We start from the raw sequence: 21318 nt of genomic DNA, 5'->3' as shown, positions 1-21318 counted from the left end.
AATTTTTTCAGACTAAATTCGCCCGCGATTAATCATAAAAGATTCTCAGTTTTGAAGCAGTCTACTGATCTGACATACGGACATATACCACAACAGATAATCAAGCTATCGGTTCCCATCATGGGCACATCTTTCATTCAGATGGCCTACAGCATGATTGATATGATTTGGCTGGGGCGCGTGGGTAGTGATGCGGTAGCCGCTGTCGGTGCAGCTACGTTCTTCACCTGGCTCGGCATTTCGCTCATGCTGATAACCCGAACCGGAGCTGAAGTCGGGGTTTCTCAATCTCTCGGAGCAGGCGACAAAAAAAGAGCTATTACCTTTGCCCAACAATCACTCACCGGGGCTTTGGTACTGGCCATCCTTTACGGAATTCTAACTTATATTTTCGCTCCCGGATTAATCGGCTTTTTTAAGTTGACCAACAAAGCAGTTAACCACAATGCTGTTTCCTATCTCCGGATTATTTCAGCCGGCTCGCTGCTTTATTATTCCAATCCAACGTTCTCAGGCGTATTCACCGGAGCCGGAAACTCAAAACTACCTTTCCGGATAAACTCAATTGGATTGCTCCTGAATATTGTAGCCGATCCGTTATTGATTTTCGGAGTTGGTCCCATTCCGCAGATGGGTTCCAACGGTGCGGCTTATGCTACCGTTGCATCGCAGGGACTGGTGTTGCTGTTGTTTATAATCAGAATAAGGAGAGGCAAATCGCCTTTAAAAAAGGCCAGCATCATTACCGGTTTGAACATTCCCTACATGCGAAAGATCTTTAAACTGGGGCTACCGGTAGCCATGCAAAGTATTTTGTTTGCCATCTTCGCCATGATTCTGGCTCGGATTGTCGGGCGCTGGGGAGCACTTCCCATTGCCGTACAAAGTGTTGGTGCACAAATCGAAGCCCTGAGCTGGATGACCGCCAGCGGATTCGCCACTGCACTGGGCGCTTTCGTGGGGCAGAACTTTGGCGCTGCCAAGTGGGAACGCATCTACAAAGGATTTCTCATCACGGTAGGTTTCAGCAGTGTCGTAGGGCTAATTGTCGGCCTTCTTTTCGTGGGATTCGGCAAACAAGTGTTTGGCATATTCATTCCCGAACACGATGCCATCCAGATGGGCGGTAAATACCTGGAAATTCTGGGATACTCGCAAATATTCATGTGCATGGAGATTGCTACATCCGGAGCGTTCAACGGAATCGGACGTACCATGCCGCCTTCGATTATTGGAATAACGTTAACCGGAATGCGAATTCCCATCGCGCTGGCTTTGGCACTGGGAACTTCGCTGGGGTTACTCGGTGTCTGGTGGAGCCTCTCCATCACCTCCATCCTGAAAGGAACCATTCTGTTTATCTGGTTCTACCGTGTAGTCACCAAACATCCCGACAATTTGGCTGCTCAGGGCCGACCATTACAGTTTATCCGACTGATTCCGAATCGTATCAGGCAACAATTTCTCGGCATCAAAACTAAATAAGCAATGGAACGGAAGATACTGAAAACCGAAGATGGCTCGCATACGCTTTACGTTCCGAATATGGACGAGCATTACCATTCCATTCACGGGGCCAAACAGGAATCAATGCACGTTTTCATCGATGCCGGATTGAATATGCATTCCGGAAGGGAGTTAACCATTTTTGAAGTCGGTTTTGGCACAGGTTTGAATGCTTTTCTCACGGCTGTGGAAAGCAAGCGTCAACAGCGAAATATTAAATACTATACCATTGAGAAATACCCTTTACAGGAAGAAGAATGGGAAAAACTAAATCCTGAGCCTGACACAGCCAAGAAGGAAAACAGCTTATTCAAGCAACTCCATAATTGCCAGTGGGAAAAGCTGAATGACATAAACGGTACTTTTCAGCTACAAAAAATAGAAGGAGATTTAACCAGCTTCAATTTTAAGGCACTGCCGCCGTTTGATTTAGTCTACTTCGACGCTTTTGCCCCGGATAAACAACCCAAACTTTGGTCGCCCGAAATATTTGCGGCTATCTTCGCTCACATGACTAAAGACGGAATTCTGGTAACCTACAGCGCCAAAGGAGCAGTCAGGAGAACGATGCAGTCGGCAGGTTTTCAGGTGGAAAGAATTCCCGGCCCACCGGGAAAAAGAGAAATGCTAAGAGGTAGAAAACCATGATTTTCTTTTGGTTTTTTTAACAGCTAGCCAAAGGTCTCCTCATTGAAAAAGTATATCTTCGCAAGACATAAAAAGCTCAATATTATTATGTCAAAAAAGGAGTTGAACTCACAAGTAGAAAAATTTAGTTATTCCATTGGCTTAAGCGTCGCTAGCAACCTCATTGGCTCAGGAATCAAAACAATTGATACCGAAGCTTTTGATATGGCAATCAAAGATGCATATGAAGGAAAGATGCCACAGATAAGCGCCGACGAAGCCAATCAGATTATTCAGGAATATATCAGCCGGGTTCAGGATAAAGAAAAAGATGAAAACCTGACCGCCGGAAAAGCATATTTAGAAGAAAATAAAAAGAAACAACACGTTGAAGAACTCCCGAGCGGGATGCAGTTTGAAGTGATGGCACAGGGCGACGGCGAATTGCCTTCAGCCAGTGATAATGTAAAATGTCATTACCACGGAACCTTAATCGACGGAACTGTGTTTGATAGTTCAGTTCAACGGGGCGAACCGGCAACATTCCCGGTTAACGGAGTTATCCAGGGATGGCAGGAAGCCCTCCAGCTGATGCCTGTAGGTTCCAAATGGAAATTGTTTATTCCGCCGCACCTGGCTTACGGAGAGAACGGCGCTGGTGGCGTGATTGGTCCTAACGCGACCCTGATTTTCGAAGTAGAACTACTGGAAATTGTGAAATAAGAATAAACTTAATTATAAAGTCTTTGCACTAAAATTTTAACATTTACACAACTATGAAAATTTTCAAAATTGCACTTATCCTTGTTGCTGCAGTATTGGTGATGGCATCTTGCAATCAGCAGCCGAGCCGTAATGTTACGCTCAAAACAGCTGCCGACTCTGCCAGCTACGCCATTGGTGTTGATCTGGGAAACAACATTAAGAATAACCTGAAGAATACTCCGGGCGGTGTAAAACTTGATTCAAGTATCATGCTGGCTGGATTTGAAGATATGTTGATGGAAAAAGACCTGAAAATTCCTTCTGAAAAAGGACGTACAGTTATTCAGTCTTTCTTCTCTAAAATTCAGGACGCACTGGCCCAGAAAAACCTGGAAGCTGGTCAGAAATTCCTGGAAGAAAACGCTAAAAACGATAGTGTAAAAACTACCGATAGCGGTCTCCAGTATAAAATCATCAAGCAAGGCAACGGTCCTGTACCGAAAGCCGGACAGAAAGTAAAAGTTGATTATACCGGAAAAACCATCGACGGTAAAGTATTTGACAGCTCAATAGAGCGTGGCAAACCAGTTACTTTCCAGGTTGACCGCGTAATCAAAGGATGGACTGAAGCACTGGAAATGATGCCTGTTGGTTCAGAATGGATGCTTTATATCCCGGCTGATTTGGCTTATGGCAAGCGTGGTGCAGGTAAAGACATCGGTCCTAACTCGACCCTGATTTTCGAAGTTCATCTTTTGGGAATTGAAAAATAATCCCATTTTCATGGGGTGACAAAACCCCGGAAAAGGAACATAATCAGGACTCGGAACAGCACATGCTCTTCCGGGTCTTGCTTTTTATCAACCGACAGACAAACGTTACTTAAAAGAGAAACCAGATTATGAGTTTTAAAGTAAAGGGACGGATTGAACAGTTGCTTCCAGTTGTAACCGGAACCAGCGCCAGAGGAGAATGGCGGAAACAGGAATTTGTCATTGAAACTGACGAGCAGTACCCGAAAAAGATTTGCTTTACCTTATTCAACGACAAAATTAACCTGCTGGAGGGCTTCAACAGCAATATGGAGGTAGAAGTGTCCTTTAGTGTAGAGTCGAGAGAATATAACGGAAGATGGTTCCATAATGTGAATGCTTATCGCATCGATAAGGCGAGCGGGGAACCGGAAGGATTTAATCCGCCACCATTTAACGAGAACGATATCCCGCCGGAAACGGATGACGATGGCGGCGATTTACCATTCTAAAAAAACTCCCGGTTGATGAGCCGGGAGTTTTTTTATTTGATTGGAATTTGCCGCTTGAATTCCTGTTCTAAAGAGATAAAGGTCTCCGTCCGGGAAATTCCATCGATGCCCTGAAGGTCGGTATCGATAATCTTTTTCAGATGCTTATTCGTTTTGGTCTGTATTTTAATAAAAATTGCGTACTGGCCAGTAGTATGATGACACTCAACAATTTCCGATATTTCGCGCAATTGCTTCACAACTTTTCTGTCGTAGCTGGCTTTTTCGAGATAAATCCCCATATAAGCGCAGGTATTGTATCCAAGCTTTTGCGGACTTACAATAAATTCAGAACCGGTAACTACACCTAAATTCAACAGGCGCTGAACACGTTGATGAATCGCAGCGCCGGAAACACCACATTCGCGGGCCACTTCCAAAAAAGGAATACGGGCATTGGTGGTGATGAGCTTCAATATTTTCCTGTCTAAATCATCGATTTGGATGATTTGCTCCTGAAACTCCTCTTCATTTTCTGCATTATACTTTTTTACCATACTTTCAATTTGTCACAAAAATGGCTATTTTTTTTATACTTTAAAAGGTTCAATGTTATAAAACATCAGCATAAATGATTCCATAATTCTATAGTGAAAAACGGGAAACTCTCCACCTCACAAAACATTGTATTAAAACAATATAAACATCACCGATGGCGCTGTATCCCTTCACTATTGGGGAATGCAAACATACGAAATTCAGGCATCATTATTACTGATGTGCTTCAAAATGCGAAAATCTTCACCAGAAGGATTCTGGAAAACCCGTAACCCGAATTCAGGTAGCACAGCCAGAATATGATCGAAGATATCGGCCTGCAGTTCTTCGTAGTTTGCCCACCGCTGATCCTTGCTGAACACATAGATCTCGACAGGAATTCCTTTTTCAGTTGGTTGCAGATGACGAATCAGGAAGGTCATCTCATCATGTACGCCAGGATGGGCATGCAAATAAGCCTCGAGATACTTGCGGAAAATTCCCAGGTTAGTCTGCCGCCTGCCGGAAACATAATCACGCTCATCGAGCTGTTTGGCCCTGTTGTATTCTTTTACCTCCTCTTCTTTTTTCTCAACATATTCCCTGATAAGTGAAAACTGGCGAAGATGTTCCAGCAACTTAGTGTCAGCAAAACGCACTGTCGTCATATCAATATTAATGGACCGCTTGATACGGCGACCGCCTGATTCTTCCATCCCGATCCAGTTGGTCATCGAGCCCGAAACCAAAGCATAAGTTGGAATGGTGGTAATGGTTTTGTCCCAGTTTTGAACTTTCACCGATGTGAGGGAAATATCTTCCACGGTTCCATCCGCATTGTACGAAGGCAGAGAGACCCAATCTCCCGGCTTCACCATTTTATTGGCGGCCAACTGAATACTGGCAACGAACCCAAGAATGGGATCTTTAAATACAAACATCAACACGGCGGCCATCGCGCCCAACCCGGTAAAAAGGTTTCCCGGACTTTTCGATACCAAAACAGAAATCAAAAAGATGGCTCCGATAAAGTATAGCAACAGTTTCATCAACTGCACATATCCCTTAATGGGGCGTTCTTTTGAAAAAGGATACGTCTGATAAATATCGAGGGAAGCTGTTAAAAGTCTGTTCAACAATGCAATGATGACGGCAATCAGATAAATCTTTGCCAGGCCATTTAATATGCCATCCATCCATTGAATATCATTCCCGGCAAAGTTGGAAGCCCATCCAATAATCAAAACCGGAGCAATATGCGCCAGCACATTAAAAACCCGGTTCTTAAACAAAATATCGTCCCACTCGAAGCGGGTACGTTTCACGATTTTGGAGAAAATACCGCGCAATGCAGCACGCAAAATCAAATGGAAAATACCGGAAAGGGCTGCAATACTGAGAAGAACGACAAGCGCCGAAAAAAATACAGCCATCTGCTCATTTTGAGAAACATCGAGAAAGAGGTTCTTGATCCAATTATAATATGTTGACATTTTTATGCTTTTAAATAAAAAAGGTTGATTAATTTACCGTCCACGAAAACAAAAATAACTAAAGATACCTTCATGAAAAACATCCTGATAAACATACTTTTCATATTATTGCCCTTTTCTGCTATTTCCTCTCCCCGATTCGGACAATATTTTACCGATGGCGCACTTCGCTTTGATTATTTGCTGGCCGGAAACAACAAAACAGTTCATGTTTTCCCGGTTACCACTAAACGGGAAAAGTTCTGGAGTGGTTCCCACGATTATTTGGTTGATACGTTGAACCTGGGAGCTTATCGTTACAGAGTATTCGATAAAAAAAGCGGCAAATTAATTTTCAGCCGTGGCTTTGCCCCCCTTTTCCAGGAATGGCAAACTACGCCGGAAGCCAAAAAACAAGAGCGTTCGTTTTACCAGGTACTCCGATTTCCGTTTCCTCAAAATGAAGTTAAGCTTGAAATTGACCAACGAAACTGGGACGGCAAATTTGTTTCAGTCTTCCAAACCGATGTCGACCCGAAAAACTATTTCATCATTAATGAAGCACCGGAGAAAGAGAAAGTCGTTGATATTGTGAATTCCGGCAAACCGGAAAATCATGTCGACATTGCCATTTTAGCCGAAGGTTACACGGCCGACCAGATGGACAAGTTTGTCCGCGATGCCACGCGCATGACCAATTACCTATTCACCGTATCGCCGTTCTCCGAAAACAAAAGCAAATTCAATGTTTATGCGGTCGAAACGCCGTCGATTGACTCCGGCACCGATATTCCCGGACAGCATGTATACAAAAACACCGCTTTCAATACAACCTTCTACACATTCGATGTGCCACGCTACCTGACCACTACCGATATGAAATCGGTCTGTGATGCCGCTGCATGCGTTCCTTACGACCAGGTAATTGTGCTGGTCAACTCGATGAAATACGGCGGAGGTGGATTTTACAATTTCATCAATGTCTGTACGGCCGACCACAACCTGTCGAAACTGGTGTTTGTGCATGAATTCGGTCACGGATTTGCCGGACTCGGCGATGAATATTACACGTCGACGGTAGCGTACGAAGATTATTACAATCTGAAAGTGGAGCCATGGGAACCAAATCTGACTACGCTGGTCGATTTCGGAAAGAAATGGAAAGATATGGTAGCTCCTTCCACCCCAATTCCGACACCACGTACTCCTGAATACAATAATAAGGTAGGTGCTTTCGAAGGCGGAGGTTATATGAGTAAAGGAGTTTACAGTCCGTACGAAGACTGCCGGATGAAATCCAACGAAGCATCAGGTTTTTGTCCTGTTTGTAAAAGGGCCATCACCCGGGTCATCGATACGTACACAAAATAATCGTATTCCGATAGCAATAAAAAAGGGCTGCAGTAATTTGCAGCCCTTTTTTGTCCATCAACCAGCTATAATCTCCTCTTACTCTTTCGTTTCTCTTTTCCGTTCAATAAGATGAACAACGATAAGTGACAAGCCTCCAAAAAGGAAGATCATGGAAGGATAAGCAACTTCTTCAGCTAAAACATTCGCAGAAGATAAAGCCGATGCCAAAATGATTCCCACTGCGATACCGACCATAAACATTCCCCACTTGAATATATTGGAAACTCGATCGGGATTTTGAAACAAGGAAGCATCAGCTCCTTTTTCAATCATCGCCAGACGCTCACGATTACGTGTAGAATAGTACACGTAAAGAATTCCGAATAACATGGCAAAAAAGCCAATCGGAACTAATATCGATACAACAAATGGTGCCATAACACATGATTTTTAATTCAACATTCTGCCCTTTTGACGCCGGGGATTTTCAACAGGTTACACATTCACTTCATTTTTTTTGACATCTGAAACCCATTCTTAAAAAAGATATTACACAACGTTGGTTACATTTTTGGAGTCTTTATTGTAAATTTATCTGGTAACGTGTAACGAATCTACATTGGGCATCGTCTAATAGGTCAGAAATGGTAACCAACAAAGACGAATATTACATCCGGGAAATTTTAAATGGCGATCCCGGTTCGTTTTCTCACCTGGTTGAAAAGTACAAAGACTTAGCTTTTCATGTTTCTCTGAAGATATTGCTCAACAGAGAAGAGGCGGAGGAAGCGGCACAGGATGCCTTTATAAAAGCCTATCGTGCCTTGCCATCGTTTAAAGGTGGCGCTGCATTCAAAACCTGGTTTTACCGGATTGTTTATAACAATGCCATTTCAAGACTTCGTTCATCGCAAAATAAAAGAGATGTCAGTCTCGAAGACGTTCGAATCACTGACAGGGAAGTAGAAGAAACCGAAACGGCTTTGAGTCGTTTAAGTTCAGAAGAAAGACAACAATATCTTCAGGCAGCACTGAATAAAATGGCTCCCGAAGATCGCGGTCTGCTGGTGATGTTTTACTTCGACGAGCTATCGGTTATTGAAATAACTGAGGTAACTAATTTTACCGAGTCGAATGTGAAGGTGAAACTTCACCGGGGACGAAAAAAACTTTTTGAGTTATTGAAGGGTATTTTGAAGGACGAGATAATTTCGATATTATGAGCACCGACGACAAATTACAGGAGTGGTTCCATGAAATACCGGAGGAGAAAGCCCCCGGAGATTTCAATCGGAAAGTCATGCAGGAGATTATGACGGAGTGGTCAAAAAATCCAACGGCTTACAAACCGATCATTGGTCGAAAAGCCTGGTGGATTGTTGGAATTTTCTTCTTCCTGCTAATCATTGTGCTTTTCATGTTGAAAAATGCCATGGGCGTTGCTGATTCAACAGTTGATTCGCAAACGGTTGCCGGCATCAACCTGGAATATATTTGGACATTTATTGCTGACTTCTTTGAGAAACTGAACCGAATTTCGCCGGCTGTCGGTGTTGGAGCACTCAGTATTATTGCCCTTTGGTTCTTCGACCAGCTTTATACCCGAATGGCACGACACAATTAAACAAATACAATCCATCATAAATGAGAAATCCTTCGTTTTAAAATGAAGGATTTTTTTATGCCCAATGGTTAAAGGCCTTTTCAATTGATGTCTGATTAGTCAAAAAACCACCAAAAACACCACTTTCACTTTTAATTCATAACCAAAAGCGTTTCTATTTCAATCTTCGTGAAGTCAATTCTCCGTTTTAGCATAGTTGTAATACATGTTCATATATTGATTTATTGACCATTACATGAATTAAAGCTTACTTTTATGCTGTACAACATGCAACTTTCAATTTATTACTTAAACATACAAAACCGAATATAACCGAAATCAAAAATCCACCAAACACTTCCAAGAAATAGAAAACCTGAATTGCCTAATTTAAAAGATAAAGCAGACACATTTTTGCAACACTCATCAATGGCATTTTCCCTTTCAAAAAGCGATTGCGGAATTCAAAAAAAGTAGTTGATTTGCATCATCAATTACAATTTAAAACCAGTTAAACACACACTAAAAATTCTAAGTCATGAAAAACTTGAAGCAATATTTCGCAATTACAATCATGGCATTGGTTATATCACTCTTCAGCAATAGTACATTTGCCATTGGTAATGAAAACAGCAATGATTTGAATGATTTCAAAATCACCGCTGTTGAAAATATGGGAACCAGCCATACCGATGTATGGAACCTGGAATATTCCAATTCAGCTAACAGTATTAAAATTGTAAAATCGGTTGAGAAAGGTGTAACTCAGTACATCGTTCGTGGTAAATTCCTCGAGGTACGTTATGTATCTTCAAAGAAAGGTTTTGGAGCACGCCTGATTAAAAATTCTGAGGCTCATGTACCCAGCGCTATTCGCGACAACGTTATTAACCTGGCAGCCGTTAAACAGCAACGCATTATCAGTTCAGAACCTGTAGACGATCAAACAGCGCTCAGTCTCATTGCAGCATACCTGCCTGAGTTGGTAAACAACAATTACAAGCACATTTTACAGTAAGTATTCACACAGGATTAAACGATGTAAAGCCTTCCGGTAACCGGAAGGCTTTTTTTATGTTCGGACCGCATCCACAATTGTCAGAAAGGTTATAATTTTGTTGAAAATAAAACGTCTATGCTCGACCTACTTTACCACCGTCGCAGTACGAGAAAATTTCTCGACAAACCGGTTGAAGTTGAAAAAGTTAAACAACTCATCACCGCCGGTTTACTGGCACCGTCTTCGAAAAATAATCGTCCCTGGGAATTTCTGCTTGTCGACGACGCCGACCAACTAAAAGCCATGGCTTATACGAAGCCTCATGGTTCATCTTTTCTGGCCAATGCTCCATTAGCTATCATCATTTTGGGTGCGCCCGGGAAGAGTGATGTTTGGGTTGAAGACTGCTCCATTGCGTCGACACTCATTCAAGTGGAAGCAGAGTCACTTGGATTGGGTTCGTGCTGGGTGCAGGTTCGCAACCGCTCACACGACGAGGAAATTAGTGCAGCCCAGTATTTGAGGCGCCATTTTGATATTCCGGCTGATATGGAAGTTCTCTCCATTATTGGGATTGGATACAAAGGGCAGGAAAGAACGCCTCTTGATGATGAAGATCTGATTTGGTCAAAAGTCAGAAAGAACAGCTACGATTCGAAGATGAAATTCTAAAAAACATTTTTCCTACAAAGAAAAAGAGAAGCCAAAACTGACTTCTCTTTTTCTATTCTATCGGAGCATATTTTCTACTTACATATATAAGCGCAGCATTTCGTGGGCACCTGTACCTGTAGTCAGGGTCTTTTTCACCAACGTGCTGTCTTTCCCCATATATTCAAACTGGTAAGTTGTTTCTTTCTTCAAACGAAAAGGCAAAAGCCGATTCATATCATCAGTTGGCGACGGAGAGAAGCCAAAGTCGACCTGCTCTCCATTTTGGGTAACCGTTATTTTTTCATGCACCCGGTTATTACTATCATCTTCGGCTGCTTTCGGGTCCTTCAGCAATACAATCCTTACCCACAACTCATCTTTTTCCAATTGTTTATTAGCCATTTGCTTGCGGTACAAATCGATGTAACGTTGGGTCACATCAACGCCGTGTACATAGGTCGCCTGCTCGTCCCACACCAACGGATAAACCATCCCGGTAGGCTTGTACGATGTAGCGTAAATGCGATGCTCGGGTTGTTCCGGATCTGCTTTCCCCGCATCGGACAGAAACCAGCTTTTGTTAAGCGCATCCATATAATACTCGGTAAAGTACCATTTCCCGTCAATCCAAACTTCTACCCAGGTGTGATTGCCGCGCATGTTTGTCCACATGGGTGTACCAGCAATACGCGCAGGAATTCCTACCGAGCGAAATGCGTCGACAAGCAAGATGGAGAGACCAGTACAAGTCGCCATTCCCTGCTGAATCGATTCATAAGGCGCCTGATCGACTTTTTTCCGTTTGATATTATATTCCACTTTCAGAATATCTTTCACATGAAGATTTACGCTGTCAATCGCAGCCCGAATATCCGGAGCCTTCTTGACCGAAGGCATAAACCAGTTGTAAAAATCCTCCCGCCAACACTGGCGCTTTTCTGAAAGAACAGCGTAGGGCAGAACGTCGTTATAAAAAATGGAATCGGGTAATGCAGCGCACCATTTGAATTTATCCCGGGCCTTAAAAGCTTTGTCCACGTTCTTCATCAAAAACTCAGCGGAAAGACATTTCAAATCACGCTCAGGCATATAACCAATCAGGAAAGCCATTGCCAGCTTTTCATCATGGCTCGCATCTTTCAGCGCGATTTTCAATTCATTTCTGTTATCGTCCGCTTTCCAAAGGGCCTTACGAACGAGCAGTCTCTCTTGTTTGCTCAGGTCACGATGCCATGAATCATGGCAAGAAGTAGTAAAACCGGCAAGTAGTAGGATGATTAGTATTCGATACATCGATATGCTTAACTAAATAATATTTTCACGAATTAAGATATTTTTACCTGCCTCGCAAAATATTTGCTGAAACAATAATGCTCTGGTTTTCAGAAGAGCTTAATTCATATTGAATCCAAATCCACGCAGTTAATTTTGCTTGTCACTCCATGTCTTTAAGTAAAAAGGAAGAGTTGAGTTAATGTATTTTTTAATAATACAAGGTTTTCTACCGAAATCAAATAACTGTTTTAGCTGACAAAAAGTTAAGAATTGTTACAAATGACGACAAATAAGAATTGTTTATTGAAGGTTTATAAACATTTATCTTATTTTTGAAGAAGGAAAAATTAGCGACCATGACACATAAACACCATCTCGACGAAATCGATCTGAAAATACTGGATATTATCAGTCAAAATGCCCGTATACCCTTTAAGGATGTTGCTGCTGAATGCGGAATCTCCCGTGCGGCTGTGCACCAACGGGTCAATCGAATGATTGAGATGCAGGTCATCACCGGGTCAGGTTACAATATCGATCCGAAGAAAGTAGATTACCACACCTGTACGTATATTGGAATTTTCCTGGACAAAGGAGAGTTATACCATAAAGTTGCCCGGGAATTAATGTCGATTCGCGAAATTGTTGAGTGTCATTATACCACAGGTCAGTACGCGATTTTCGCTAAGGTTTATGCCCGGAATAACGAGCATCTGAAAGAAATTCTGAACGATAAGATCCAACGAATTTCCGGAATTACCAGTACAGAAACCTTTATTTCGCTGGAAGAGACATTCAACCGACAAGTTCCTATTTATAAGGATTAGGAACTTGCCTGCATGCGCTGGCGAACAGCTTCGAAAATTAACACCGAAGCCGCTACCGAAACGTTCAGCGAAGCAATCTGCCCGAATTGCGGAATTTTCACCCACTCATCTGCAAGCTTCAATAATTCAGGTTCAATGCCTTTGTCCTCGGCTCCCATAAGAATGGCCGTCGGTTCCTGCATTGAAGTTTCGAAATAATTTTTGTCACCCTTTTCGGTCGCAGCCAGAATGCGTAAACCGCTTTCCTGAAGAAACACAATGGTTTCACGCAGACTTTTCACCCGGCAAACCGGAATCATATTCAAAGCACCGGCCGATGTTTTCAGCGCATCGGCATTTACCTGCGCCGCGCCTTTTTCAGGAACAACAATGGCATGAGCTCCGGCCACCTCAGCCGAGCGAGCAATGGCTCCAAAATTCCGAACATCTGAAATTTTATCGAGTACCAATAGCAGCGGAACTTCGCCTTTTTCGTAGATTCCGGGAATAATATTTTCGAGCTTCTGATAAGTAATCGGCGAAAGGAATGCCAAAACTCCCTGATGGTTCTTCCGGGTAATACGATCAATCCGTTCAACCGGAACGTTCTGAACCGGAATATCCATCTCCCGGACCAGAGAGAACAACTCACGTGATAACTCGTTGGAGAGTCCCTTTCTTACCAGGATTTTCTCAATTTCTTTGCCTGATTTAATCGCTTCGATAACAGCGCGTGTGCCAAACACGTAAGTGCTTTTATCGATTGGGGCACGATGATGTCTTACCACGTTTTTTTTGCGTTCCATTCTTCCAGTTCTTCTGTTGTTTTCTCCCAGTTTTCCATCTCTTTATCCAGATCTTCCTTTTTCCGGGAATAAGTTGAGAGCAATTGCTCCATATCTTCATTATCAGGATTAGCTAACCGCCCGTCCATCTCTTCAATCTCGGTTTCCAGCGAAGTAATTTTCGACTCTGCTTCGCTTAGTTGTTTTTCCAGACGCGAAATGGTCCGATTTACTTCTTTCCGTTCCTCGTAACTAAGTTCGGGACCATCATTTTTCGGTTCTTCTTTTTCAACGACCGGCTGTGCAGGCTGATTGTTCTTCCTCTCTAATTCTTTCAGCGAATCCATCTTCTTCCGACGGAGGAATTCATAAATACCGCCAAGATGCTGCTTCACTTTCTTATCACGAAACTCGTAAACCACATCCACCAGACCATCTAGAAATTCACGGTCATGCGAAACGAGTAACAAGGTTCCATCGTAATCCTGAAGCGCTTGTTTCAGGATATCTTTCGAGTGCATATCCAGGTGGTTCGTCGGCTCATCGAGTACCAGGAAGTTCACCGGTTCCAGCAACAAACGAATCATCGCTAAGCGAGAGCGTTCACCACCGGAAAGCACCTTCACTTTCTTATCGACATCTTCGCCGCTGAACATGAAGGCGCCTAGAATATCCCGGATTTTCGTCCGGACATCACCAACAGCAATCCGGTCGATGATATCGAATGCCGTAGCACTCTCATCCAGCAAAGAAGCCTGGTTCTGGGCAAAATATCCGATTTTCACATTATGTCCCAACTTGGCATGACCGGTAAACTCCAGTTCCTGCATGATGATCCGCGCCAGCGTGGTTTTCCCTTCGCCGTTTTTCCCGACAAAGGCCACGCGGTTCCCCCGCTCGATGGTCAAATCAACATCTTTCAACACCAGGTTATCACCGTAACTTTTGCTCATCTGCTTTGCCTCGAAAACCACGGTACCGGAACGAGGCGACGGCGGAAACTTAATATTCAGCGAACGAACATCCTCTTCGTCGATTTCGATGCGGTCGATCTTTTCCAGCTGCTTGATGCGTGACTGCACCTGGACCGCTTTGGTTGCCTTGTAGCGAAAACGCTCGATAAAGTCTTCTGTGTCCTGAATCATTTTTTGCTGATTGCGGTAAGCGGCCATCTGCTGTTCGCGGCGCTCTTTGCGCAACTCAACATATTTCGAGTAACTGACTTTGTAATCGTACACATTTCCCAGCGAGATTTCCACCGTCCGGTTGGTCACATTATCGAGAAATGCGCGGTCGTGTGAAACCAACACAACTGCACCGGCGTAATCTTTCAGGAAATTCTCCAGCCATTGAATCGATTCGATATCCAGGTGGTTCGTCGGCTCATCGAGCAGAAAGACATTCGGCTTAGCCAGCAAAATCTTAGCAAGTTCGATACGCATTCGCCAACCTCCGGAAAACTCCGTAGTTTGTCGATTGAAATCCGAACGTTTAAATCCGAGACCAACCAGCGTTTGCTCAATATCGGCATGAAAATTACCACCTCCCAGCAGTTGAAAACGGTCATTCGCTTCGGTAACTTCCTCGATGATTTTGTGGTACCCCTCCGACTCATAATCTTCGCGGGTAGCCAACTGATGATTCAGATGCTCGATACGTTTTTCCAGTCCTACGATTTCATCGAAGGCCGTAACCGCTTCTTCCATCACCGTTTTTCCATCGGCTGTCACCATGTGCTGCGGTAAATAGCCAATGCGAAAATCTCCCGGTTTTACCACCCTGCCGGAGCTGGGTTGCATTTGCCCGGAGAAAATTTTCAGCAGTGTCGATTTACCGGCACCATTTCGTCCAACCAGACCAATCCGGTCCCGCGGATTCACGACAAAACTTATCTGCTTGAATAATTCAAATCCACCAAATTCGAGGTGTAGATCTTCGACTGAAATCATAAAAACACTGCTTCTTCTAAAATTGGGACAAAGATAACAGAATTTACAGGGCTCCCATTGGTTGGTTCGGATTATCAACCACGGTTTTTGTTCTCTCCCTGCAAGAAATTACCCACTCAAAATCAAACCTTTTGGTCGATTACAATAAGCGCTCACAGTACCCGATGAATTTATATCTTTGGGAAAATTTAAAACCGAAGATTTTGGGCAGAAGAAGAAAGCCGTTACCGCTTTACGAAAAGGTAACCATTGCGGATGTAGGAGCTGAAGGAAAAGCAATTGCGAAAGTGGATGATGTGGTTATTTTTACCACGCATGTAGTTCCCGGCGACGTGGTCGATTTGCAGGTATTCAAAAAGAAGCGCCGTTTCATGGAAGCGCGGGTGGTCAATATTCACGAATATTCCGACGAACGCACCGAAGCTTTTTGCCAGCATTTTGGCACCTGTGGCGGCTGTAAATGGCAATTCTTACCATACGACAAACAACTTTTCTATAAAGAAAAACAAGTCACCGATCAGCTGAGGCGTATCGGACATGTTGAATTACCTGAAATTACACCCATCAAAGGCTCGGAAAAAACCACTTTCTACCGGAACAAGCTGGAATTTACCTTCTCGAACAAACGCTGGCTTACGCAGGAAGAAGTTGATACGGAAAAGACTTTTGAAAACATGAATGCGCTGGGATTTCATATTCCCGGAATGTTCGATAAAGTGCTGGACATTGAAAAATGCTGGCTTCAGACCGAATCTTCCAACGCCATCCGGAATGAAATCAGAGCTTATGCCTTGCAGAACGACCTCTCCTTTTTCGATATCCGAAACCAGGAAGGCTTTTTGCGTAATCTGATCATCCGCACAGCCAGTACCGGCGAGCTAATGGTCATTGTCTCCTTCTTCCACGAAAGTGAAGAAAAACGAGTTGCTTTGCTGGAACATGTAAAAACGAAGTTCCCGGAAATCACTTCGCTGATGTACGTGATTAACGAGAAAGCCAACGATACGATCACCGACCAGGAAATTATCTGCTATTCGGGACGTGATCACATTTTCGAAGAGATGGAAGGTTTACGGTTCAAAATCGGACCAAAATCGTTCTACCAAACCAATTCGGAGCAGGCATACGAACTGTACAAAATTGCCCGCGACTATGCTTCCCTTTCGGGAGACGAAGTAGTTTACGACCTGTACACCGGAACGGGAACCATAGCCAATTTCGTAGCAGGGAAAGCGAAGAAAGTAGTTGGAATCGAATATGTGCCGGAAGCCATAGAAGATGCAAAAGTGAATTCGGAACTGAACGACATTCAGAATACATCGTTTTTTGCGGGAGATATGAAAGCCATCTTAACGCCGGAATTTGTCGAGCAAAATGGACAGCCGGATGTTATCATCACCGACCCGCCACGCGCCGGCATGCACGACGATGTGATAAAAGTGATTCTTCAGGCAGCGCCGAAAAAAATTGTGTACGTGAGTTGCAACCCCGCCACACAGGCACGCGACCTGAACCTGCTCGATGACGAATATAAAGTGGTAAAAGTTCAGCCCGTCGATATGTTTCCTCATACACACCACGTGGAAAATGTGGTATTGCTCGAAAAACGGGAAAGCGAATGAGGTAATTTTCAGCTAAGCGGGATAAAATAAAAAACGCCGGTTGGAAGCATCGAAGCTCCTGACCGGCGTTTTTCGCATATCGTTAAATCACTACGATTGATCTTTCAAAACCACATCGTGCGCACCACCTTCCACAATACTGGTCGATGAAACCAATGTAATCTTACCATTTTCCTGCAACTCTTTCACCGACAAAACACCGCAGCTGCACATGGTCGATTTGATTTTTCCCAGGGTAATATCCAGGTTGTCCTTCAGTTTTCCGGCATACGGCACGTAGCTGTCAACGCCTTCCTCGAACTTCAGGTTTTCACTGCCGCCCATATCGTAACGCTGCCAGTTGCGGGCACGGTTCGACCCTTCGCCCCAGTATTCCTTCATGTAGTTGCTACCTATTTTCAACTTACGGGTCGGACTTTCGTCGAAGCGGGCGAAGTAGCGTCCCATCATCAGGAAGTCAGCTCCCATAGCCAGCGCCAATACCATGTGATAATCGTGCACAATGCCGCCGTCACTACTAATCGGGACGTAAATACCGGTTTCCCGGAAATACTCATCGCGGGCTTCAGCAACTTCAATCAATGCCGTTGCCTGGCCACGACCAATTCCTTTTGTTTCGCGGGTAATACAAATCGAGCCGCCACCGATTCCAACTTTCACGAAATCAGCGCCAGCTTCTACTAAATAACGGAAACCTTCTTTATCGACCACGTTTCCGGCTCCCACCTTTACATCGTCGCCGTACGTCTTCTTAATGTATTGAAGCGTTTCACCCTGCCACTCGGAGAAACCGTCGGATGAATCAATACACATCACATCGACACCAGCTTCGAGAAGAGCAGGAACCCGTTCCTTATAATCACGGGTATTGATACCGGCACCGACCATCAACTTTTTACTGCTGTCTGACAATTCGTTGGGATTATCCTTATGATCGTCATAATCCTTACGGAATACGAAGTACTGCAGCTTTTGATTTTCATCGATAATCGGAAGACTATTCAACTTGTTGTCCCAGATAATATCATTGGCTTCGTTCAGCGAAATCCCCAATTTACCGACAAATAAATCTGAAAACGGAGTCATAAACTCTTTTACCGGTTTGTCGAGACTGTCTCTGGAAACGCGATAATCGCGACTGGTCACAACTCCCATCAGAACGCCGTTAGGAGTTCCATCGTTGGTAATTCCTACCGTAGAGTGACCGGTTCTTCTCTTCAATGCAATAATATCAGCCAGCGTATGTTTGGGAGTGAGATTTGAGTCACTTATCACGAAACCAGCTTTGAATTTTTTCACTCTCCGCACCATTTCAGCTTGCGTATCAATCGGCTGAGAACCAAAAATGAAGGACAAGCCTCCATTCCGCGCCAGCGCAATTGCCAGGTTATGGTCGGAAACCGACTGCATAATGGCTGAAACAAACGGGATATTCAGTTGGAGAGAAGGCGTTTCTCCTTTCCGGTACTTGACCAGTGGAGCGTTCAGCGAAACATTATTGGGAGTACACTCTTTCGTTGTGAGTCCGGGAATCAGGAGGTACTCGTTAAATGTCCGGGATACTTCGTTATAATACTGGGCCATATCGATTGGATTGTTGTGTGTTAATGCACGCTATTGCTTTGAAAAATTTCGCAAAGGTAACCAGCCCAGTCTTAAATTACAAAATATTGATATGATTTCGATACCGCTAAAGCTGACAATTATTTCTGAACGGAAGGAGAATTGCTGGCTCGCTTGATTTCGATAAAGAAAGTAGAACCTTTACCAGCCTTGCTCTCCAGCCATATTTTGCCACCACTTTTTTCCACGAAATTTCGGCAAAGCTTCAGGCCTAGTCCGTTTCCACGTTCACCCCGAACACCATTGGTGGTAAAATACTTCTCTTCGCTGAAGATTTTATATTGGTCTTCTGGTTTGATTCCGACACCTGTATCGGTGACATATAAAATAACATGGCCATTGGTTTTCGAAACTCCCATCTCAATATAACCGCCCGATGGGGTAAATTTCAAAGCATTGGAAAACAGATTGCGAATGACCATCTTCAACATTTGGTAATCACTGTAAACTGTAGTTTCAGGTGAACAGGCATTCACCAGATTGATATTCATTTCCCGGGCATCAGGCTGAAAGAATGTGATGATTTCGTTACCCAAATCATACACATTAATCGTTGTATAATGCACAGTTGTTGTATTCAGCTGCTGCCGTGTCCATGACAGGAGATCTTCTACCATATTCAACGCCCTGTCGGTCAGCTGTATATTATCCCGAATGAGTTCGCGCTTCTCTTCTTCCGACAATTCATCGACGGAAAGCAATTCCAAAATATTATAGAGCGACATCATCGGACTTTTGATATCATGCGAAATAATTGAGATGAGTTTATTCTTGAAGGCATTCTCCTTTTCGAGTAACTTATTTTGCTCTGTTATTTCGTTATTATTTGAAATCAGCGCGTTGTTCAGTCTCGATTTTAACCGGGAACGATAGTACAAGAGAATGGATATCAGCAGTACGCTGATGATGGTAATAATCGACAGAAAAATCAGTATTCGCTGTTGTTCCAGCTTCAGACGGACATTAGTCAGCACCTGTTTGTCAAGCTGCTGACGCTGCATCAGGATTTTATTGGCCGTTTCCTTTTTCTGTAATTCATAAAGGAAAGCAAAATTACGCGTTGTCTTATTATTGATGGTGTCCTGATACTGAGCGTTATACTTACTGTACAAATCATAGAATTTCAACGCCTTGCCTGTGTTCCCTGCCGCCCGATAGTTATCAGCAATCAGCTTGCTGGTTTCGGGTAAGAGGTTCAACATGTTATTATTGACAGCAAGCTGATACGCTTCATTCGCATATTTGGCAGCCAGATGAAATTGATTGTGATTTTCGTAGTACCGGGCCATCTCCATACATCCCTCACCAAGTACATCGTAAATATGAAACTTGCGCGCCAGCTCAATTGACTTGCTAATTTCTTTGTAGGAAACTTTGGCGTTCCCCAGATTTCGGTGTATTAAGCCAAGATTCAGGTATATAATGGAATGTAGATAAGATTCGTATTGTCCCCCGAGGAGTGCATTTGCTGCCTTTGTGTATTTTAAGGCTTTATCATTTTCATTATTCTCATAATATAAATTACCAATATTGATAAGTGCAGTAGCCTGCATGCTTTGATAGTTGAGCGAATCAGCCAACTTGCCTACCTTCTGGTAATATTTCATGGCCAATGAATCGTTGCCCAAATAGAGATAAATATTGGCCAGGTTGTTTAGTGGTTCAAGGTAGTACTCTTTGCTCTTCATTCTCTCGAGAGTATCGAGAGCAGCACGATAATACTGCAGCGCCATCGAATAATTTCCCCGAATATCAAATGCCTTCCCGAGGTTATTATACAATACCGCCATGTATTTCTTATTTTTCCTCTTCCTGGCAATCTCCAGAGCCTCTTTAAGGTAATTGATTCCAGTCTCGGAATTATGCCGGTCAATCATCGCATTTCCTAAATTAATCATAGCAGGTAATGCAGCAATCGAATCATGCCGTAACTGTGCGATATGCAATGACTTACTATAGTAGTAAAATGCAGAGTCCCGGCGACCTTTTATCTGCATGATCTTGCCTTTCGCATTCAGAACCACTGCCAGCAGGGAAGAATCATTCAGCTGCAAAGCATAAGTTCCTGCCAGCTCTGACAAACTATCAGCCAGGTAGATATTACCTTTCACAGCTTCCTGCCCTGCTACATGCGCCATTACCGACACCACAGAGTCTGGAGTCACTTTTGACACCGAGTCAATTTTACCCAATAGCTCGGGCAAAATCACCCGTGATGAGTCGTAAGCAATAGTCAGATACTTGTCATACTTCGTAACAAGCGCACGCAACTCACCCCGAGGTTGCTGCCTATTTTGTTCACTTACATCTTTAGAATGGCATCCCGAAACAATGAGTAAAAGAATCCCAACAATAACTCTGGTTACCGAAAATGAATGTACAGTTTTATAATGTCTCCTCTCCAATATTTTCCTAATATTTAAAGTGTTGATATAACAACCTTTCTACTTTAAACCGAAATTAATCAGCCTGCCATAAGATATTCCGCATACAGGTAAAGGGAAAACGATGATTCGTATAAATTTATTTTACAAAACTCCTACAATCTGCGCTCTGAC

The 21318-nt window shown here is 43.4% G+C and carries 20 protein-coding genes; 12 read left to right on the top strand and 8 right to left on the bottom strand.

What is annotated here, in order from left to right:
* Positions 1 to 51 precede the first annotated feature (51 nt).
* The 5 genes from GJU87_RS00985 (at position 52) to GJU87_RS00965 (ending at position 4102) form a co-directional block, all read left to right on the top strand.
* Positions 52 to 1485 (top strand): MATE family efflux transporter, encoded by a 1434-nt coding sequence (locus GJU87_RS00985; RefSeq protein WP_228491792.1) that lies wholly within the window; start codon positions 52 to 54, stop codon positions 1483 to 1485.
* Positions 1486 to 1488: 3 nt separating this feature from the next.
* A complete protein-coding gene (mnmD, locus tag GJU87_RS00980) occupies positions 1489 to 2154 on the top strand; it encodes a tRNA (5-methylaminomethyl-2-thiouridine)(34)-methyltransferase MnmD (protein WP_153637806.1) in 666 nt (221 codons plus the stop codon).
* Positions 2155 to 2241: 87 nt separating this feature from the next.
* Positions 2242 to 2856, top strand: a complete 615-nt coding sequence (locus tag GJU87_RS00975; RefSeq protein ID WP_153637805.1) for an FKBP-type peptidyl-prolyl cis-trans isomerase — start codon at positions 2242 to 2244, stop codon at positions 2854 to 2856.
* Between the two features lie 53 nt (positions 2857 to 2909).
* Positions 2910 to 3611 carry an FKBP-type peptidyl-prolyl cis-trans isomerase gene (locus tag GJU87_RS00970; protein ID WP_211297817.1) on the top strand — a complete coding sequence of 234 codons (702 nt, stop codon included), beginning with the start codon at positions 2910 to 2912 and terminating at the stop codon, positions 3609 to 3611.
* Between the two features lie 128 nt (positions 3612 to 3739).
* The gene (locus tag GJU87_RS00965; RefSeq protein ID WP_153637804.1) at positions 3740 to 4102 is read left to right on the top strand and encodes a DUF3127 domain-containing protein; all 363 of its coding nucleotides are present in this window, start codon (positions 3740 to 3742) and stop codon (positions 4100 to 4102) included.
* 32 nt (positions 4103 to 4134) lie between these two features.
* Here the strand turns inward: GJU87_RS00965 and GJU87_RS00960 are convergent, their stop codons facing one another.
* Positions 4135 to 4638 (bottom strand): Lrp/AsnC ligand binding domain-containing protein, encoded by a 504-nt coding sequence (locus GJU87_RS00960; protein ID WP_106542457.1) that lies wholly within the window; start codon positions 4636 to 4638, stop codon positions 4135 to 4137.
* Positions 4639 to 4839: 201 nt separating this feature from the next.
* A complete protein-coding gene (locus GJU87_RS00955) occupies positions 4840 to 6111 on the bottom strand; it encodes a mechanosensitive ion channel family protein (protein ID WP_153637803.1) in 1272 nt (423 codons plus the stop codon).
* Positions 6112 to 6183: 72 nt separating this feature from the next.
* Between GJU87_RS00955 and GJU87_RS00950 the strand changes: the two genes are divergently transcribed.
* Positions 6184 to 7461, top strand: a complete 1278-nt coding sequence (locus GJU87_RS00950) for a M64 family metallopeptidase (protein WP_153637802.1) — start codon at positions 6184 to 6186, stop codon at positions 7459 to 7461.
* 78 nt (positions 7462 to 7539) lie between these two features.
* On the opposite strand, the gene GJU87_RS00945 is transcribed toward GJU87_RS00950, so the two are convergent.
* Complete coding sequence (locus tag GJU87_RS00945) at positions 7540 to 7881, bottom strand: DUF6249 domain-containing protein (protein WP_106542460.1); 342 nt, start codon at positions 7879 to 7881, stop codon at positions 7540 to 7542.
* 206 nt (positions 7882 to 8087) lie between these two features.
* Here GJU87_RS00945 and GJU87_RS00940 point away from each other — a divergent pair, with 206 nt between their 5' ends.
* From GJU87_RS00940 to GJU87_RS00925, 4 genes are all read left to right on the top strand, one after another.
* Complete coding sequence (locus GJU87_RS00940; RefSeq protein WP_153637801.1) at positions 8088 to 8666, top strand: RNA polymerase sigma factor; 579 nt, start codon at positions 8088 to 8090, stop codon at positions 8664 to 8666.
* Positions 8663 to 9067, top strand: a complete 405-nt coding sequence (locus GJU87_RS00935) for a hypothetical protein (protein ID WP_153637800.1) — start codon at positions 8663 to 8665, stop codon at positions 9065 to 9067. The genes GJU87_RS00940 and GJU87_RS00935 overlap by 4 nt, the downstream gene beginning before the upstream one ends.
* 517 nt (positions 9068 to 9584) lie before the next feature.
* On the top strand, positions 9585 to 10064 hold the full coding sequence (locus GJU87_RS00930; RefSeq protein WP_106542463.1) for a hypothetical protein: 480 nt from the start codon (positions 9585 to 9587) through the stop codon (positions 10062 to 10064).
* Between the two features lie 117 nt (positions 10065 to 10181).
* Positions 10182 to 10718 (top strand): nitroreductase family protein, encoded by a 537-nt coding sequence (locus GJU87_RS00925; protein WP_153637799.1) that lies wholly within the window; start codon positions 10182 to 10184, stop codon positions 10716 to 10718.
* Between the two features lie 78 nt (positions 10719 to 10796).
* Here the strand turns inward: GJU87_RS00925 and GJU87_RS00920 are convergent, their stop codons facing one another.
* A complete protein-coding gene (locus GJU87_RS00920) occupies positions 10797 to 11993 on the bottom strand; it encodes a transglutaminase family protein (RefSeq protein WP_153637798.1) in 1197 nt (398 codons plus the stop codon).
* A 338-nt stretch (positions 11994 to 12331) separates the two neighbouring features.
* Between GJU87_RS00920 and GJU87_RS00915 the strand changes: the two genes are divergently transcribed.
* Entirely contained in the window at positions 12332 to 12802 is a 471-nt protein-coding gene (locus GJU87_RS00915) for an Lrp/AsnC family transcriptional regulator (protein WP_106542466.1), read from the top strand.
* Here GJU87_RS00915 and rlmB read toward each other — a convergent pair.
* The gene (rlmB, locus tag GJU87_RS00910; RefSeq protein WP_153637797.1) at positions 12799 to 13587 is read right to left on the bottom strand and encodes a 23S rRNA (guanosine(2251)-2'-O)-methyltransferase RlmB; all 789 of its coding nucleotides are present in this window, start codon (positions 13585 to 13587) and stop codon (positions 12799 to 12801) included. The two genes, GJU87_RS00915 and rlmB, sit on opposite strands and share 4 nt — an antisense overlap.
* Positions 13563 to 15515: an ABC-F family ATP-binding cassette domain-containing protein gene (locus GJU87_RS00905; RefSeq protein ID WP_153637796.1), complete on the bottom strand. Its 1953-nt coding sequence runs from the start codon at positions 15513 to 15515 to the stop codon at positions 13563 to 13565. The genes rlmB and GJU87_RS00905 overlap by 25 nt, the downstream gene beginning before the upstream one ends.
* Before the next feature lie 203 nt (positions 15516 to 15718).
* On the opposite strand from GJU87_RS00905, the gene rlmD reads away from it, so the two are divergent.
* Positions 15719 to 17137, top strand: a complete 1419-nt coding sequence (rlmD, locus tag GJU87_RS00900) for a 23S rRNA (uracil(1939)-C(5))-methyltransferase RlmD (protein ID WP_153637795.1) — start codon at positions 15719 to 15721, stop codon at positions 17135 to 17137.
* Between the two features lie 90 nt (positions 17138 to 17227).
* Here the strand turns inward: rlmD and GJU87_RS00895 are convergent, their stop codons facing one another.
* Both GJU87_RS00895 and GJU87_RS00890 read right to left on the bottom strand, forming a co-directional pair.
* Entirely contained in the window at positions 17228 to 18721 is a 1494-nt protein-coding gene (locus GJU87_RS00895) for an IMP dehydrogenase (protein WP_153637794.1), read from the bottom strand.
* A gap of 119 nt (positions 18722 to 18840) precedes the next feature.
* Positions 18841 to 21030 (bottom strand): ATP-binding protein, encoded by a 2190-nt coding sequence (locus GJU87_RS00890; protein WP_153637793.1) that lies wholly within the window; start codon positions 21028 to 21030, stop codon positions 18841 to 18843.
* Positions 21031 to 21318: the final 288 nt, after the last annotated feature.

This window comes from Prolixibacter sp. NT017 (genome assembly GCF_009617875.1).
GTDB lineage: Bacteria > Bacteroidota > Bacteroidia > Bacteroidales > Prolixibacteraceae > Prolixibacter.
The sequence above is the reverse complement of the archived record's forward strand: the minus strand, read 5'-3'. Positions and strand labels throughout refer to the sequence as shown.